The organism is Bacillus cereus group sp. MYBK14-1, from assembly GCF_051916885.1.
GTDB lineage: Bacteria > Bacillota > Bacilli > Bacillales > Bacillaceae_G > Bacillus_A > Bacillus_A cereus.
In genome coordinates this window covers 350,950-367,639 of sequence record NZ_JBQAHM010000002.1, presented here as the reverse complement: position 1 = coordinate 367,639, position 16,690 = coordinate 350,950, and the positions used below count along the sequence as shown (strand labels likewise).

Here is a 16,690-nt window from a genome sequence, read left to right as displayed (position 1 = left end):
AAATCCTTTATAGGAAAGTAGACTTAGCCGGGAACTTCGCCGTTACAAGAAGAACAGTATCGAGATATTTCATCTCCGTATTGTATAAGTGAGCAACCTCTGTTGCTAATTTGGGTGGTACCGCGGAACCAAAGCCTTTCGTCCCAGTTTTTTGGGAAAGAAGGGCTTTTTTTGTTGGCTTCTTTTTACAACATCCAAACATTTTAGGAGGAAACCACCATGTATCAATCATTAATGACAGTAAGAGAGACTCAAATCGCAATTAAGGACGTTAAAACATTTTTCGAGGACCAATTAGCAAAACGCCTTGAACTATTCCGCGTATCTGCACCATTATTCGTAACGAAAAAATCAGGATTAAACGATCACCTAAACGGTGTAGAACGTCCAATTGAATTTGATATGTTACATTCAGGAGAAGAATTAGAAATTGTTCATTCACTAGCGAAATGGAAACGATTTGCATTACATGAATACGGATATGAAGCTGGTGAAGGTTTATATACAAACATGAACGCGATTCGTCGTGATGAAGAACTTGATGCAACGCATTCCATTTATGTTGACCAATGGGATTGGGAAAAAATCGTTCAAAAAGAATGGCGTACTGTTGAATACTTACAAAAAACAGTACAAACAATTTATGGAATATTCAAAGATTTAGAGGATCACTTATTTGAAAAATATCCGTTCCTTGGAAAGTATTTACCGGAAGAAATTGTTTTCGTTACTTCTCAGGAATTAGAAGATAAATATCCAGAATTAACACCGAAAGATCGTGAACATGCAATTGCAAAAGAACACGGTGCAGTCTTCATTATCGGAATTGGTGATGCACTTCGTTCAGGTGAAAAGCATGACGGACGCGCAGCTGATTATGACGATTGGAAATTAAACGGTGACATTTTATTCTGGCACCCAGTACTACAATCTTCATTTGAGTTATCATCAATGGGAATTCGTGTTGATAGTAAATCACTTGATGAGCAGTTAACGAAAACTGGTGAAGACTTCAAACGTGAGTATGATTTCCATAAAGGTATACTAGAAGACGTACTACCATTAACAATCGGCGGTGGCATTGGACAATCAAGAATGTGCATGTACTTCTTACGTAAAGCACATATCGGTGAAGTTCAATCTTCTGTATGGCCTGACGATTTACGTGAAGCTTGCAAGAAAGAAAACATTCATCTGTTTTAATAGAAGTGAGGGAATAGCTTAAATATAGAGCTATTCCCTCTTTTTTATAAAACATTACTTATTTATTACCGAGTTCTTCCGCTAAACCGATTAAAATTCCTTCGACTCCACGAATGTAGCAGAGACGATACGAGTTCTCGTACTGAACTACTTCGCCAACGAGCTCTGCACCATGCTTAGTGAGTCTAGATACCATTTCGTCAATATCTTGAACGGTGAACATGACGCGTAGATAACCGAGGGCGTTTACAGGAGCTGTTCGGTGATCTGCTATAGTAGGAGGGGTGAGAAATCGCGAAAGTTCAATTCGGCTGTGGCCATCTGGAGTGACCATCATAGCGATTTCTACGCACTGAGAACCGAGTCCAGTTACGCGACCAGCCCATTCACCTTCGACATTTGCTCGACCTTCGAGATTCAAGCCAATCTCCTCAAAGAAAGAGATTGCGTTATCAAGGGATTCTACAACGATGCTGACATTGTCCATTCGTAGTAATTTGTTTTTTGCCATAGTCTTATCTCCTTATGTATAAAAGTTTATTATTTAATTATCCTCATAATTATACTACTAAGTAGTTACAAATTCCTTTCAGTCAAAAACACCTTGTCACAGTATAGGAAAATGTGACAAGGTGTTTTTTAATATATCATATAGCATCTTGTTAACGAATAGCTTTTTATTTAATAGGAAGGAAGTAGATTAATATGTTTTTTTTATAAGCGTTACTAAACATATCAAATTAGCTCATTTGCACGAAAGGCTCAATTTTCGCCATAAATGATTGATGCAGCGCCTCAACGCCTGTTACTAAATGAAGGCGGTCAATAACGACAGACACTTTAATTTCTGATGTACTTACCATTTTAATATGAATATCTTCTTCTTTTAAAGTAGTGAACATATTTGCAGCGACACCTGGGTTAGATACCATGCCAGATCCTACGATTGATACTTTTGCTAAGTGATTTTCATGTTCTACAGATTCATAGTGAAGAGTTTCTTGATTTTGTTCCAAAACTTCTAAAGTTTCTCTTAAATCATTCGAGTGAATGGAGAAGGAGAGATGTACAGTTCCTTCATTTGTAATACTTTGAATGATGATATCTACATTAATGTGTGCTGCTGCTAATGTAGAGAAAACTGTTGAAAGCGAGCCTTGTTCTAGTCCTTTAATTGTGACACGTGTAATATTATCCTCAAATGCAATACCTTTAACGATTGATTGTTGTTCCATGTTACATTCTCCTTTTACAATTGTTCCGTTTTCTTGTTCCATACTTGAGCGAACTTCTAAAACTACGTTATGATTTTTAGCAAACTCAACGGCGCGCGGGTGTAATACGCCAGCACCGAGATTAGCAAGCTCTAACATTTCGTCATAAGAAATTTCGTCTAATTTGTAAGCATCTTTTACAACTCGTGGATCCGTCGTATATACGCCTGTAACATCCGTATAAATATCACATTTTTTTGCTTTAAGTGCAGCGGCTAATGCGACAGCAGTTGTATCAGAACCGCCTCGTCCAAGCGTTGTAATTTCAAAATCTTCACTGACTCCTTGGAAACCAGCTACAATAACAATCGTACCTTCAGCAAGATAAGATTGAATACGATCTGTATGAATGTCAGTAATCCGTGCACTACTATGTACAGATTCTGTCGTAATACCTGCTTGCCACCCTGTTAATGAAATTGCATGATAGCCTTTTGCTTGCAGTGCCATTGTTAATAATGAAATAGTTACTTGTTCTCCTGTAGATAGAAGCATATCCATTTCACGTTTACTTGGATTTTCTGTGATAACGTTAGCGAGTGCGACAAGTTCATCTGTGCTTTTTCCCATTGCTGAAACGACAGAGACAATGCTATGACCTCGTTCATATTCTTCAATAATTAAATTTGCTACATGTTGAATGCGTTCGACGCTTCCGACAGAAGTGCCACCAAATTTTTGAACAATTGTTTCCATTACAAATTCCTTCTTTCGTCTATTTTTAAGAATAGATTAGGAAATATATCAATCCCAATACTCCTGTAGTTACCAGAAAGACAAACAAAAAACACCATCTCAAATAAGTGAGGATGGTGCTGTTACAGGAAAAGGGAAACAGAAAACGGAGCTAATAAAAAAACCGCCAAAAAAGGAATATCATAAAAAATGATATCTCTTTTTTGTAGATAGCTCTTCATACGTACACGTCTGTACATATGACAGTTCTGTTTCTATTCGAAAACAGCCCCAATTGATAAATGCAGAGAAATTTATCAATTTCGGCAATACTTCCTTTCATCTAAGTTCATAGACATCTCTGTGTCTCCATTAGAATACTCATAAGTATCGCAACCTCTATCTCACGTTTTAGGCGAGAGTGTTTGATTTATGAAGTTGTTGGTAACATTTGTTTTATAATAATTTAAATTTTTCGGGGAATCAAGTGTTTTATATATATTTTAAAAATTCTTTCTTTTTTCCGAGGAAGTTTGTGAAAAATGTAGCAAAATAAATTCATTGCATGTACATTAAACTTATAGTGCATAGGAGGTGGGGAGAATGAAAAGGAAACAGCCTATTTATGTTGCGACAAAAATGAACACGACGATGGAAAAATTATGGGAATATACGCAAGAACCACATATACATACAGTGTGGGATGCTCGCTTTACTGAAATTTCGTATTTAGAGAAAAAAGAAGGAGAACCACAGAAGTTTTTGTATAAAACAAAGATTGGATTTGGGCTTGAAATAGCTGGAGAAGGGGAATCAATAGGTGAAATAAGAAAAGAAACTGGTGAAAGAATTTCTTCTTTAAAATTTTGGACGGATAATACATTATCTCTTATTCAAATAGGACGTGGTTATTGGAAGTATACGCCAAATAAAGAATACATCCATTTTGAGACACAATATGATTATGATACAAGATTTGGTCGTGTAGGGAATGTAATAGATTGCTATATATTTCGGCCGTTATTAGGTTGGGCGACTGCTTGGAGTTTTGATGCTTTAAAATTATGGTTAGAAAAGGGGCTTCATCCTAGGTTACTAATTAGAAGAACAATGACGTATTGGCTCGTATGTTTTTTATTTGCTTTTGTATGGATATATCAAGGGATAGTGCCAAAACTACTGTTTACTCATTTAGAAGAAGTAAAGATGCTTTCTGTATTAATCGGTTCAAATGAAAGTAGTATATGTATACTTAAAATAATTGGGATGTTAGAAATAATTTTCGGCGTCGTATGGCTGTTGCCAATAATAAAACGAAAATTATTTATACTGCATATTATTGTATTACTAGTTTTAACGTTAGCAGCAGGATTTACGAATATTGCAAGCTTTACAGGGCCGTTTAATCCGATTACATTAAATGTTCTTCTAATGGGGTTATCAATTGTCGGTTATATAAATAGTTTCGATTTACCAAGCGCGAAAAATTGCAAGAGGGCGAGAAAGGGATAAGTGTATGGCTAATATGTATGAACGATTATTAGGGGATACCTATAAAAATCTTCATCCTGAATTGCAGAAGCGTTATGCGATTACAGAAGAGAATAGTTTTACAGGGGAAGGAAAAATGGATGAAATTTACGGTGGCTCTTTTTTCGTGAAATTTATATTGAAAATTACATCGAAGTTTCGAATGTTTTTCTCGGAACGAGGAGAGGAAATTCCATTTACGATACAAAACATAGCTGAGCGAGATGAATATGGACGAGAATTAGTAAGGTGGAATCGTACTTTTTATTTCCATAATAAGAAAAGATATTTTAATGCAGTTATGCAATTGGATGAAAACGAAAATGAAATTGTAGATTATTTTGGTGAACCACATTTACTCGTTTCTACACTGCATTTTCATTTCGATGAGTTAGGGGCAATGCATATTTCTTCAAAGAAACAATGGTTTTATATGTTTGGAAGAAAAATGCCGTTACCAAAATTTTTGTATGGTGAGGCAAAAATTGTTGAAAGTTATGATGAAACACTACAATGTTTTCGAATTCATGTACAAGTACGAAACCCGTTAATTGGTTCGCTTTTTTCATATAAGGGAACATTTGTGGAAAGGGAATAGACGATATGAAAAATATAATATTTGGGCTTGCTTGCTATGTTGTTTTTCTAATATGTGAGTGGTCGAATATAAATCCTGTTGAAGCAATTATATTATTATCTGTTTTATTATTTATACCAATGTCATTTTGTATTATTGATAAAAGAAAAAGAGATGGATCGCAATTATTATTTTATAAATCCGTATCATTTTTATATCCAATCGCAGCAATTTGTGCAATGCTAGCTTTCGTCACAAATCACTATTTATTTGCGCTAGTTTGGTTTGTATATACAGGAATTGTTGCGTTATTTGGTGTAAGTAGATTGCTAGAAAGAGGATGGAAGCCGTTAGAAGAGATCGCCATAGATAGTGCGTTTATTTATTTGTTTTTAGGTGGTTTTTGGTTTTCTGCTTCAGTAGCAAAACTTTCAATTATGCATTTTAGCTTTGACATTGTTTTACTCACAGCTGCACATTTTCATTATTCGGCGTTTCTATTGCCATTATCAGCTGGTTTAATAGGGAGAAAAAGAGAAAAGAGAAGTAAAGTGTATGATGCTATTATGTTTATCATCATGATTTCACCTATGACAGTTGCAATAGGAATTACATACTCAAGAATATTTGAATTTTTTGCAGTGTTCCTATATTTATGTGCAATTTATGGGTATGGATTTTACGTTTGGAGAGCAAAATTTAATGCTATCAGTGCAAAGATTCTTCTAATCGTTTCGTCTAGTACACTCATGGTTACAATTATGTTCTCACTTATATATTCATACGGGAATTTGAAGCATGTCTTGACGATTACAATTGCTCAAATGGTTTGGATTCATGGTGTTGTCAACGGAATTGGAGTAGCGTTACCGGCATTTATCGGCTGGGTGATTGAAAAGAGTGTTCCGAATTATAAATACTATGGGAAACCAATGAGTAAGTTAAGAGGAAATGTGGCAATTGGTGAGGCTTATTTATATAGCAACAATTTAGTAGACAGTAAGGAATACAACGGTTTAGTCGATAAAGTAAATGACTTTCATAGTGAGGCATTTGATGTGACGAAGGTTCCTTTAAGTATGATTCATTTTTATGAAAATACAACAGAGTATGAGTTGCAATCAAATATTAAATGGACTCGTTGGTTCCGTCCGTTCGCACTTTGCTATGAGAAAATGAGTAAGCGTGTAGAACAAATACATTTAGGTATGGGCGGCAATTGGGAAACGATGCATGGCTCTATCATTAGTGTAATAGATGAGAAAGACGGAAGAGAGAATGTAAGGGCTTGGATAAGGAAAAATGAAGCAGGTGAATCTATTTTTGTAGCTCTTTATTCAAAGCATACAAATAAGAATGAGACATATATGAATATCGCCTTACCTTTACCTTATTCGAATATGACTGGTATTTTGAGGCTATGTAATGATAATCATGATTTAATCATTACTAGTAAGTTAAGAGAAAATGGCCAGGGAGATGAGGGGATTTATTTACATACTCGGTTCTTAACAATCCGTTTACCGTTAGCAGAGACTTTCATCATTACAGAGGGTAAGGATAAAATGTTAACAGCTCATCATAGCATGTGGCTATTTGGACTTGAATTTTTACATATTCATTATAAGATTGAAAAAATTGCACAGAAGTAAGAAAGGCTTGGATGGGTTTCCAAGCTTTTTTATGTATGGGTAATTGTCATAGAAATTTGTTTATTTAGCTCATTATCCCAAACACGTTGAATTTCAAAAGTGCCTGTTTCAAAAAATAATGGGAATCTTTCTTTAAACCAAGTTTGCATAGGTAGCTTTAGTGCTGTATCAATTGGCATCCATAATAATTCACCCTCAGGAGGGTTCAAAAGAAGTTCACCTTCAAATGAGTCTGTCCAATAGTTGAATACCATGTACCGAACATTCCCTTTCGGATTTACATATTCATCTAATCCCTTAAAATTTAAATCCGAAACAAGTAATCCGGTTTCTTCTTTTACTTCCCTTATAGCGGCTTGAACGATACTTTCGGGAAAATCTACTTTGCCGCCAGGAGCTATGTAGCCAGGGAAACCTCGATGATTGGGTCGTTTTATGAGTAAAACTTCATTGTTACGTTGGATCATACACATTGTATAGATCTGGTGTTCGATGTTATGTGAATTTAGAGGCAGAATGATGTATTCTCCTTTATATTTTTTTGATAATTTTACCATAACATAATTGTTTCTTATATAATTAGAAATATAATATTATAAATTTTCAGTCATATATTATGTATTCTATAGTCATTTGAAAAGAGGAGAGAGACATGCAAGGGGGAATACAAAAGGAGAAAAGTTTAGGTTATATTGGAAAATTATTATTACCAGTTAAAGTATCAACGCACTTTAAGTTTTTATGGATTGGACAATTACTCTCGGCCTTAGGTAGTTCGATAACTATGGTCATACTTCCAGTTGTTGTGTATTCATTAACTGGTTCAACAGTTGTAATGGGGATGACGATGGCAATGTACATGCTACCTAATATTCTTGCTTTACCGTTTGCGGGTTTAATTGTAGACCGAATTGATCGGGTTAGGTTAATGTTATTTACGGATATAATCCGCTGTATATTAATGCTATTACTTGCATCGCTTATATTTATGGATTTATTAACAATTACGATTTTATATATTCTCGTTGCCATATACGGACTTATGGAAGGGATATTCCAACCAGCATATTCTGCTGTAAGGGCGAAAGTATTCGTCCCTGAAATTCGTAATGCAGCTAACGCACTCACTCAAATGAGTAATCAAGGTATACGATTAATTGGGCCAGCACTTGGTGGATTAATCGTATCGGTTGCATCTGCAGGGATAGGTTTCGGACTAGATGCAGCAACGTACTTATTATCATTTTTATGTTTATTATTTTTAAAAGAAATTAAGTTTAAAAAAGTAAAACCCATTGAAAAGAGTAAGCTTAATTACAAACAAGAGTTTATGGAAGGTGTTTTAGTTTTAAAAAGTCATCCGTGGCTGTGGATTACAATTTTAGTTTTTTCTTTTATAAATATTTGTTATGCCGGCATTATCGTCGTATTAATTCCATGGTTATTTAATGTTCATCATCATTTTGAAGCTTACGTGTATGGGCTTGGCATGGCCTTTTCTGGTGGTGGGGCTGTAATTGCCGCATTAATATTTGGTGGGAAAGAGCTGTGGCATAAGAGAGGATTACTGGCTTATGGAGGTGTTTTAATGAGTGGCATTGCTTTATTAATTATGCCATTCATTTCTTGGGCACCCGCTTTAATATTCTTAATGGCAATTGAAGGATTTGGCATGATGATATTTGGACTCATTTGGGAAACGAGTTTACAGGAGCTTGTACCAGAAGAAGCATTCGGAAGAGTGGCAAGCCTTGATATGTTGGGTTCTTTTGCTTTATTGCCAGTAGGATACGTAGTTGTAGGCTGGTTAGCTACTGTCATAGGTGGCGAGATAACTATTATAACACTAGCTAGTTTAGTAATTTTAACAATTGGAATCGCATTGTCTGTACCGAGTATTCGTCGATTTAATTGATTATATGGGAAAAGAGGGCGATATGCATGACTATAGAAAACTTGAAAGATATAGTAACAAGGCAATTAGAGAGTAAATATATTTTGGAAGAAAAGGTCTTTGAAGCGAAAAATTTTACAGTCTATATCGCTACCCAAATAGAAAATAACTTAGCATATAATCAATTAGTATTAATAAAACATCTTTGTAATGAAAAACCGTCCATACATATTTGGCACAAAAAGATTAGTATGGAAGCAACAAAATTAGAAATCACAAAAGAAGTGACGGAAGCGATACAAGCAGATTTCAAAAATGAAGAATAAGCCCTAAAGAAATTAGGACTTATTCTTCATTAAATACAAATGTTTGTTTCATTTTCTTACCTTCATTTACCGGATGGCCGTTATAAGAGAAATTCTTTTCTTCCCAAGTGATCACAACTTTAAAATTATGACTATTAAAGTCTAATGGGAATACCATGTAGTCAAAGCTTGTATGACTTTTAGAAATATTTTCATTAGGTGTAGTAGGTTTAAAGGTAGCTTTAGAGGTAGGGTTGTTATCAAGTATTTCCACAGATACATTTGATACATCATGACCGATGTTTTTTACGAGTAAACTATACGTATCAAATACACCTTGTTTTGGCTGAATTGCTTGCTTGTTTGAGTTATGAGATTTATCAATTTCGACATACCATTGTTTAGACTTTGACGCAATCGGCAGTGACTGAAATGTGTAAGCATTAGCTTGCATTGGTAGTGCTAAACATATAAGCGTAAAGAGAGTTAATATTTTTCGTTTCATTTTTTAGAGCTCCCATTCTTTAATGGATTTACTTGTTATTATCTTCTTTTTACGAGTAAATATACCATATAATGTAAGGCGGTTGTTGTGAGTGGTGAATCAATATCTTATTCACTACTCTTATAGCTAGCATCATTACGTATGTAGTAGGAAAGAATAAATTTGTTTTTTCTATACTTAGATTGCTGCCCTTTTTAAAAGGGTTATTTTTACGTTTTAATAAAAAAAATGCTAAGAGTTCCGTATAAATTATTTATTTTAATGTAGTTAAATGTGCTTGTATATGTGAAATTAGAGAAGGAAGCTGTGTAGAGATGTTTCTACACAGCTATTTAGGATATGAAAAAATTACCAAAAATATGTTAAAATAACATTGTCATACAACAAGGGGGATTTGTTTTATGGAAAATGGACATCTTGCTAAAGTAGACTTAACGAAAAAAATTGAATCAAAATCTAAGTACAATAAGAAATTAGAAAAATATCAAAGGCGCTTATTAGCATTACAGCAAATTTTGAAAGAAGAAAAAATCGCGGTTATGCTTGTTATGGAAGGATGGGATGCGGCTGGTAAAGGTGGGGCAATTAAGCGGGTGACGGAACATCTTGACCCGCGTGGGTTCCAAGTAAATCCAATTGGAGCGCCTGCACCTCATGAGAAACGTTACCATTATTTGCAACGTTTCTGGCGCAAAATTCCACAGTACGGGCAAATCACCATTTTTGATCGCTCATGGTACGGTCGTGTGTTAGTTGAGCGTGTTGAAGGATTTGCTACAAAGGAAGAGTGGATGAGAGCATATGATGAGATTAATGATTTTGAAAAACTACTAACAGATGACCATTACATAATAGGGAAGTTCTTCTACCATATAAGTAAAGAGGAACAGTTAAAGAGATTTAAAGATAGAGAGAAAAATCCTTTGAAAAGATGGAAAATTACAGACGAAGATTGGCGTAATCGTGAAAAATGGGATGAGTATGTTGAAGCAATGGAAGACATGTTTGAAAAAACAAGTAAGCCAAATGCAAAGTGGCATATTATTGAAAGTAACGATAAATTGTATGCTCGTGTGAAAACGTTAAAAATTATTATTTCATTCATTGAGGATTATTTCTTAGAACATGGTATAGAATTGCCTTCTTATTATTATGAAATGAAAGAGGATATTGAAGTTTTGCAAGGTGTAGGTGTGAAAGAGTAAATAAGAAAATGGCCCTGTGAATTGGTGAAACCAAATTATGGGGCTTTTTTATTTAGAAACATTTTACAATTAACAGAATAAGGTATATAATCAATAATCATATTAACAATGTTAATATGATTATTGATTATATACTATGTGGGGGTTTTACTTTGAAGGGAAGAGATGTTGTTTTAGGTTTATTAATGGAAAAGGAATTGTCTGGTTACGATATTAAAATTGTGTTTGAAGACGTATTTACTCATTTTTTTGATGGAAGTTTTGGAATGATTTATCCAACATTACGGCAATTGGAGAATGAAGGGAAAATAAAAAAAGAGGTTGTCATGCAAGAGGGAAAACCGAATAAGAAAATGTACTTTATTACAGATGAGGGGCGTGAAGAATTTTATCAATACATGCAGACGCCTATAGAGAAGGATGTTTTACGTTCGGATTTTTTAATGAGAATGTATTTTGGCAACTATAGTGATGATGTAACAATAAAAAAATGGATTAAAGATGAAATTGAAAGAAAAGAAGCGTACATTGCAGATCTTCGATTGAAATATGAAAAGTGGAGAATAGGTATTACTTTCGTCGAAGAAATTTCACTAGATGTAGGTATTGCATCGTATAGTGCACAAGTGGAGACTTTGAAGAAAAAATTAGAAGAGTTAGAGGCGAAAGAAAACAATAAAACAGAAGAATGAAAAACGCATTCACAATAAATAAAGGGGTATATAAAGATGGAGCAATCAAAGGGTATTAAGATTGTCTTTTTAATGTGTCTAGGTATCTTTCTTTGTATGATTGATACGACAATTATGAATATAGCTTTACCGGCAATACAATCGAGTGTAAATACTTCATTAGAAAAGATGTCTTGGGTATTAAATGTTTATACAATGACGATTGCAGTACTTGCCATTCCGTTAGGGCGGATAGCTGATATCTTTGGAAAAGCAAAGATGTATATTTTTGGTCTGGTGATTTTTGGGGGTGGATCGGTACTTTGCGCTTTTGCTAATACAGGTGATTTTCTTATTTTTTCTCGTTTTATACAAAGTATTGGGGCAGCAATTTTATTTCCAACAAGTATGGTAATTGGTGTATCAGCTATGCCGTTAGCTAAAAGGCATGTTGCACTTGCAATTTTAGGAGTAACACAAGGATTGTCAGCTGCTATGGGGCCAGTAATAGGTGGAATTATTACGCAAAATTTAGGATGGAGATGGGTGTTCTTCGTTAATGTTCCGGTTTGTATACTAGGAATCGTGTTATGTTGCATCATGCTACAAATAAAAAATGAAGAACGTATTATCTCAAAAATAGATTGGATAGGACTACTATTAAGTAGCACAGCAATTTTTTCATTTACTCTCATATTAGTAAAAGGTAATACATGGGGATGGCAAAGTAATATTGCTTTGTCTTGTTATGCAATTAGCACTATTTCTCTTATTCTATTTATTTTAGTAGAACGAAAGATTCATAACCCAATGGTGAATTTAAAGTTATTTCAAGATCGAATGTTTGTCGGAGCGTCAATCGTTGTTATATTGAGTAATTTATTTTTAATTGGAGTTACTGTATTGCTTCCAACGTTCTTGACGAAACTACAAGGTCGAACGGAAATTGAAGCGGCTTTTTTAGTGACACCTATTTCAGCGATGATATTTTTTGTCTCACCAGTTGCAGCAACTTTAATTAAAAAACTCGGAAAAGTAACTATTATTTTGTCAGGATTTCTTGTTATGGGGCTTTCCTACTATTGGTTGCAAATGATTGATGTTCATTCAACAAATATAGAAATTATTATTCCATGTATGATATTAGGTGTTGGATATGGTTTAGTAGTGGGGCCAATTACAGTTTTAAGTGCGTCTTCGTTTGAAGGAGAATTGTTAACTGCTTCTCAAAGTGTTGTATCAATGTTACGACAAGTTGGAATTGTATTGGCAGTCGCAATATTTGTCTCTAACTTAACTCACAATTTAACTGTAAATAAAGAAAAAGTATATCGTTATGCAGAAGAAAAGGTGCGTACTATTCATGTGAATAGTACTGAGCAAACTGAAATTTTACAAATGACTAAAGAGAAAATAGAGAATCAAAGTTTAGAGTCGAATATAAATAAGAAACAAAATGCAATGACAATGGGATTAAGTAAAGAGAAAAAGGAAGAATTGATTCGCGACAAGACGGATGAAATATTAAGAAAAGTTCCAGTAGAATATAGAGATGTAAAAAGAGAAGAAGTTATGAGGAAAGTGACAAAAGAAGTTGAAAAACAAGGGGAAAGTATAAAGAAAGAGGTACTCACATTTTCAAATGATGTGAATCATTATGCCAAGAATCAGATGGCTATGAGTTTTACAGATTTATATAAAGCAAGTGTGCCAATTATTTTAATTTGTGCTTTCGTAAGTTTGTTGTTTTGGGAAGGGAAAGCTTTGAGTAAAAAGAGAAAGGGAAGGATAGTAGAAGAAGCGTAAAGGAAAACAGGCTGCTATTAGCCTGTTTTCCTTACGTTAGTATGAAAAATCTGGATTTAATTCTTTAAATTTATGACTATAATGCCTTTTATTATTAAAACCAACAAAATCAATTCCGACGCAAGATTCTAAATTTCCGTCTACAATCGTAGAATCCACGAAGCTTAAATGTTTTAATTTTTGTAGTTCTTTAATGAATTGTAGATTTCGTATGTTACCACAACTTGATAAGATGAGAGTTTCTAATTCCGTTAAATAGCGCAAATATTCGTGGTTTTTAAGCTTACTGCAATGGTCGAATTCGATGTGTTTTAAAGTTGAAGCATTGTTTTCAATTTCATCAATATGCTCTAAATTTCTTAAATAATTGAGTTCTAAATGCTTTAATTTAGGTAATGACCTACATCCTTTTAATGAATTAATGTTCCCTTGTGTAATGCTTAGTTTTTCAATTTTTTGTAAAGACATTAATTCTTCAAGGTTCTTTTGTTTCGGTTTGTATTTCCAAATGTATAGTTCTTTTAAGTTAGGACAAGATTCGAAGCCTTTAATGTTTTTATTACACTTTATGTGAAGTTCCTCTAAATTTGTAAAGCTTTCTAACTCTGTTAAGTTTAGTGGAACTTGTGGTTCTTCTAGTGATAAAGATTTTAAGTTTTTTAATTTATATAGGGCTGAATAATCAGTAATATATATACTACTAATGTGTAAGCTTTCAATTTGCGGGCAGTGTTCAAGAAAATTAATATGGTGCAAACTATACCTAAGATCATTAATGTAAACATCAGTAAAGTTGTTTGTATTAATGAAGTCTACGTATTCATCCAGTCTGTTTTCATGGATTTGTACTGTGCCATCCATAACTAAAAAGTTTTGTGGTTTCTTTTTGATAGATATTTGTAAAGGATTCATGTATTGAAATATTTCTGTCTTGTTTTCTAAAATAGTTTCAACACTTCTTTTGACAGTTGGAACATTGTCTCTTTGTTTGTAAGCTATTAAGGTTGACTTTATTTCTGACGGATCTGCTAATAAAATTTTTGGAGCCATTTCATATAGTACATCTTCATTTGCAGGTATACAGCTAACCATTGCATCAAGTGCTATTAAACTTAAAGGGTGTCCTTTTGTTAGCCAAGACTTAATTCGTCTCCAAGTTAGTTGTGATACTGCAGCTAATCGCGCCCAATCGTTATGAAATGATACTGCATGTTCCTCTATCCAATCTAATGTTTCTGAGGATTGAAAAGAATGCAGACAAATGAAGGAAGTGGTCGGAAGCTCACTTTTTAATACTGTTTTTAGCCTTTCTATTACTAAAGGAAAGGCTTCTTCAAATGGTAAACAATAAGCTGCAGCGTGAGAAAGAGGTGCAAGTAAATCTTCATCAAATGCCTTCCACAGTTTTCTTATCCAATCTGAGGCGAATTCTCCTAGTATACATATAACAATCTCAAGTAATCTAGTTTTAATTACACCATTCATTGTGTTTGAAAAGCGGTTTATAACAGCATCTAGTACTTCGTTTTGATCGTACCTATTAAGAGCTTCAATTTCTGCTTCTTGAAGAAACCATCTAGTCATGGTGTAATCAAGTAATTCCTCTAAACTAGAGCGAACTTCTTCTAAAGTGGGCACGGGTGTAAGTTTGTGCTCATTCATCTCTAATTTTGGTTGCTTCGCTTTACCATCTTCTTCATAAAAACTATCATGCAAATAATATTTATAAGGTGAGTGAATCATTACAAGGTGGTACCATTCTTTAGGATGTAAAGATAACGAAATAAGACGCTCATGACATTGGTTACATAATTTATAAGGTTGATTTGCTTGATCGGATTCTTCTATTTTATATACTGGATCATGTTTGCAAGCTTCACATAATTCTACTGTTTTTTTCATTGTTTCCTCCTTGCCTATTGTGAATAGTAGTATTTTTAATATAGCATGGGATAAGTCGAGTATGATCAGAAAGTTTTTTAGAATGAAAGGAAGGAATGGAAAATGCCATTGAATATGTAACGTTATACATAGTACATTAACAAGAGGGATTAATTTTAAAAGGAGGATGGGGAATTGCTAGATAAGGCAGGGGCTTTAATAGATAATCATGTGTACACAGAAGAAGAGCAACAAAAACTATACAAACGAACGTTAATAATCGTCAGCATTTCACAAATGTTTGGCGGTGCAGGACTAGCTGCTGGTATTACAGTGGGAGCACTTCTTGCGCAGCAAATGCTTGGAACAGATGCATTTGCAGGATTACCAACTGCTATGTTTACATTAGGATCGGCATTAGCAGCTTTCATAGTAGGGAAGCTTTCGCAACGATATGGACGCCGAATAGGTCTTGCAACAGGGTTTATAGTAGGCGGATTTGGAGCAATTGGTGTTGTAATGGCAGCTTTAACAAATAGTATTATTCTTTTACTTATTTCTTTACTCATATATGGTGCCGGTACAGCCACGAATCTACAAGCTCGTTATGCAGGTACAGATTTAGCAGATAAGAAGCAGAGAGCAACGGCTGTTAGTATTACGATGGTAATGACGACTTTCGGTGCAGTTGCAGGACCAAATTTAGTAGGGGTAATGGGAAGTTTTGCTCATTCAATTGGAGTTCCTAAACTTGCAGGTCCGTTCATACTATCGGCAGCAGCATTTATACTGGCGGGTCTAGTTCTTTTTGTTATGCTTCGTCCAGATCCTTTGATTATTGCTAACATAATAGAAGGATATAAACAGGAACATACATATAAAGGACAACCAATAACAGAAGAAGCGAAAGAAAATAAACGAGGTATTACAGTTGGAGCAATCGTAATGATACTTACGCAAATAGTGATGGTTGCGATTATGACGATGACGCCAGTTCATATGGGACAACACGGTCACGGTTTAAGTGCAGTAGGACTTGTGATAGGTTTTCATGTAGGTGCAATGTATCTTCCATCTCTCGTTACAGGAATGTTAATTGATAAAATTGGCCGAACTACAATGAGCATAGCTGGTGGAGTGATTTTACTTGCAGCGGGTGTCATAGCTGCGATAGCGCCAAGTGATTCTTTATTATTATTAATCGTTGCTCTGTCTTTACTTGGGCTAGGATGGAACCTCGGATTGATAAGTGGTACAGCACAAATCGTTGATTCCACAACACCGTCTACACGTGCTAAAACACAAGGGGAAATAGATGTTTTTATTGCGCTAGCTGGAGCTTCTGGTGGAGCAATGTCAGGTATGGTAGTAGCGAATTCAAGTTATGCGGCATTGTCATTGGCTGGAGGCGTGTTAGCGTTATTACTTATTCCTGTTGTGATATGGTCTCGAAAAGGGGCAAGAAATTAAATGAAAAAGAGGTTCTAGTTACTGGCTAGAGCCTCTTTTTAT

Annotated in this window: 15 protein-coding genes, 1 riboswitch and 1 other annotated feature (1 of these 17 cut by a window edge); of the genes, 10 read left to right on the top strand and 5 right to left on the bottom strand. The window is 34.6% G+C overall.

The window, feature by feature from the left end; translation table 11 throughout:
• Positions 1 to 149 (top strand) — a binding site (T-box leader); it begins 110 nt to the left of the window's first position.
• 70 nt (positions 150 to 219) lie between these two features.
• Positions 220 to 1,203, top strand: a complete 984-nt coding sequence (asnA, locus tag ACTFR3_RS07840; protein ID WP_440044333.1) for an aspartate--ammonia ligase — start codon at positions 220 to 222, stop codon at positions 1,201 to 1,203.
• Positions 1,204 to 1,261: 58 nt separating this feature from the next.
• Here the strand turns inward: asnA and ACTFR3_RS07835 are convergent, their stop codons facing one another.
• Both ACTFR3_RS07835 and ACTFR3_RS07830 read right to left on the bottom strand, forming a co-directional pair.
• Entirely contained in the window at positions 1,262 to 1,714 is a 453-nt protein-coding gene (locus tag ACTFR3_RS07835) for a VOC family protein (protein ID WP_048657255.1), read from the bottom strand.
• A gap of 229 nt (positions 1,715 to 1,943) precedes the next feature.
• Complete coding sequence (locus ACTFR3_RS07830; RefSeq protein WP_016124379.1) at positions 1,944 to 3,173, bottom strand: aspartate kinase; 1,230 nt, start codon at positions 3,171 to 3,173, stop codon at positions 1,944 to 1,946.
• A 202-nt stretch (positions 3,174 to 3,375) separates the two neighbouring features.
• Positions 3,376 to 3,562, bottom strand: a riboswitch (Lysine riboswitch).
• 193 nt (positions 3,563 to 3,755) lie between these two features.
• Between ACTFR3_RS07830 and ACTFR3_RS07825 the strand changes: the two genes are divergently transcribed.
• Genes ACTFR3_RS07825 through ACTFR3_RS07815 form a run of 3 tightly spaced genes read left to right on the top strand, consistent with a single transcriptional unit; the run spans position 3,756 to position 6,911 of the window.
• The gene (locus ACTFR3_RS07825) at positions 3,756 to 4,664 is read left to right on the top strand and encodes a DoxX-like family protein (RefSeq protein ID WP_000823951.1); all 909 of its coding nucleotides are present in this window, start codon (positions 3,756 to 3,758) and stop codon (positions 4,662 to 4,664) included.
• A 4-nt stretch (positions 4,665 to 4,668) separates the two neighbouring features.
• Positions 4,669 to 5,280: a DUF4166 domain-containing protein gene (locus tag ACTFR3_RS07820; protein WP_440044332.1), complete on the top strand. Its 612-nt coding sequence runs from the start codon at positions 4,669 to 4,671 to the stop codon at positions 5,278 to 5,280.
• A gap of 5 nt (positions 5,281 to 5,285) precedes the next feature.
• Positions 5,286 to 6,911: a YndJ family protein gene (locus ACTFR3_RS07815; protein WP_000789369.1), complete on the top strand. Its 1,626-nt coding sequence runs from the start codon at positions 5,286 to 5,288 to the stop codon at positions 6,909 to 6,911.
• 29 nt (positions 6,912 to 6,940) lie between these two features.
• Here ACTFR3_RS07815 and ACTFR3_RS07810 read toward each other — a convergent pair whose 3' ends face one another.
• Positions 6,941 to 7,426, bottom strand: a complete 486-nt coding sequence (locus ACTFR3_RS07810; protein WP_440044385.1) for an 8-oxo-dGTP diphosphatase — start codon at positions 7,424 to 7,426, stop codon at positions 6,941 to 6,943.
• Between the two features lie 137 nt (positions 7,427 to 7,563).
• Between ACTFR3_RS07810 and ACTFR3_RS07805 the strand changes: the two genes are divergently transcribed.
• Together ACTFR3_RS07805 and ACTFR3_RS07800 are read left to right on the top strand one after the other, a co-directional pair.
• Positions 7,564 to 8,826 carry an MFS transporter gene (locus tag ACTFR3_RS07805; RefSeq protein WP_266001565.1) on the top strand — a complete coding sequence of 421 codons (1,263 nt, stop codon included), beginning with the start codon at positions 7,564 to 7,566 and terminating at the stop codon, positions 8,824 to 8,826.
• Between the two features lie 26 nt (positions 8,827 to 8,852).
• A complete protein-coding gene (locus ACTFR3_RS07800) occupies positions 8,853 to 9,131 on the top strand; it encodes a hypothetical protein (protein WP_240835145.1) in 279 nt (92 codons plus the stop codon).
• A gap of 19 nt (positions 9,132 to 9,150) precedes the next feature.
• Here the strand turns inward: ACTFR3_RS07800 and ACTFR3_RS07795 are convergent, their stop codons facing one another.
• Positions 9,151 to 9,615: a hypothetical protein gene (locus ACTFR3_RS07795; protein WP_049107139.1), complete on the bottom strand. Its 465-nt coding sequence runs from the start codon at positions 9,613 to 9,615 to the stop codon at positions 9,151 to 9,153.
• A 401-nt stretch (positions 9,616 to 10,016) separates the two neighbouring features.
• Between ACTFR3_RS07795 and ACTFR3_RS07790 the strand changes: the two genes are divergently transcribed.
• The 3 genes from ACTFR3_RS07790 (at position 10,017) to ACTFR3_RS07780 (ending at position 13,297) form a co-directional block, all read left to right on the top strand.
• On the top strand, positions 10,017 to 10,820 hold the full coding sequence (locus tag ACTFR3_RS07790; RefSeq protein WP_000427320.1) for a polyphosphate kinase 2 family protein: 804 nt from the start codon (positions 10,017 to 10,019) through the stop codon (positions 10,818 to 10,820).
• A gap of 152 nt (positions 10,821 to 10,972) precedes the next feature.
• On the top strand, positions 10,973 to 11,512 hold the full coding sequence (locus ACTFR3_RS07785; protein WP_000678329.1) for a PadR family transcriptional regulator: 540 nt from the start codon (positions 10,973 to 10,975) through the stop codon (positions 11,510 to 11,512).
• A 36-nt stretch (positions 11,513 to 11,548) separates the two neighbouring features.
• Positions 11,549 to 13,297, top strand: coding sequence for an MFS transporter (locus ACTFR3_RS07780; RefSeq protein WP_440044331.1), 1,749 nt, complete (start codon positions 11,549 to 11,551; stop codon positions 13,295 to 13,297).
• A gap of 36 nt (positions 13,298 to 13,333) precedes the next feature.
• Here ACTFR3_RS07780 and ACTFR3_RS07775 read toward each other — a convergent pair whose 3' ends face one another.
• Positions 13,334 to 15,199, bottom strand: a complete 1,866-nt coding sequence (locus ACTFR3_RS07775) for a hypothetical protein (protein WP_048538209.1) — start codon at positions 15,197 to 15,199, stop codon at positions 13,334 to 13,336.
• A gap of 174 nt (positions 15,200 to 15,373) precedes the next feature.
• Here ACTFR3_RS07775 and ACTFR3_RS07770 point away from each other — a divergent pair, with 174 nt between their 5' ends.
• Positions 15,374 to 16,648, top strand: a complete 1,275-nt coding sequence (locus ACTFR3_RS07770) for an MFS transporter (RefSeq protein WP_440044330.1) — start codon at positions 15,374 to 15,376, stop codon at positions 16,646 to 16,648.
• Positions 16,649 to 16,690: the final 42 nt, after the last annotated feature.

Coding starts and splice junctions, on each gene's coding strand:
- ACTFR3_RS07795 (WP_049107139.1), bottom strand. CDS start 9,615: ATGAAACGAAAAATATTAACTCTCTTTACGCTTATATGTTTAGCACTA.
- ACTFR3_RS07775 (WP_048538209.1), bottom strand. CDS start 15,199: ATGAAAAAAACAGTAGAATTATGTGAAGCTTGCAAACATGATCCAGTA.
- ACTFR3_RS07815 (WP_000789369.1), top strand. CDS start 5,286: ATGAAAAATATAATATTTGGGCTTGCTTGCTATGTTGTTTTTCTAATA.
- ACTFR3_RS07780 (WP_440044331.1), top strand. CDS start 11,549: ATGGAGCAATCAAAGGGTATTAAGATTGTCTTTTTAATGTGTCTAGGT.
- asnA (WP_440044333.1), top strand. CDS start 220: ATGTATCAATCATTAATGACAGTAAGAGAGACTCAAATCGCAATTAAG.
- ACTFR3_RS07830 (WP_016124379.1), bottom strand. CDS start 3,173: ATGGAAACAATTGTTCAAAAATTTGGTGGCACTTCTGTCGGAAGCGTC.
- ACTFR3_RS07825 (WP_000823951.1), top strand. CDS start 3,756: ATGAAAAGGAAACAGCCTATTTATGTTGCGACAAAAATGAACACGACG.
- ACTFR3_RS07835 (WP_048657255.1), bottom strand. CDS start 1,714: ATGGCAAAAAACAAATTACTACGAATGGACAATGTCAGCATCGTTGTA.
- ACTFR3_RS07820 (WP_440044332.1), top strand. CDS start 4,669: ATGGCTAATATGTATGAACGATTATTAGGGGATACCTATAAAAATCTT.
- ACTFR3_RS07790 (WP_000427320.1), top strand. CDS start 10,017: ATGGAAAATGGACATCTTGCTAAAGTAGACTTAACGAAAAAAATTGAA.
- ACTFR3_RS07805 (WP_266001565.1), top strand. CDS start 7,564: ATGCAAGGGGGAATACAAAAGGAGAAAAGTTTAGGTTATATTGGAAAA.
- ACTFR3_RS07800 (WP_240835145.1), top strand. CDS start 8,853: ATGACTATAGAAAACTTGAAAGATATAGTAACAAGGCAATTAGAGAGT.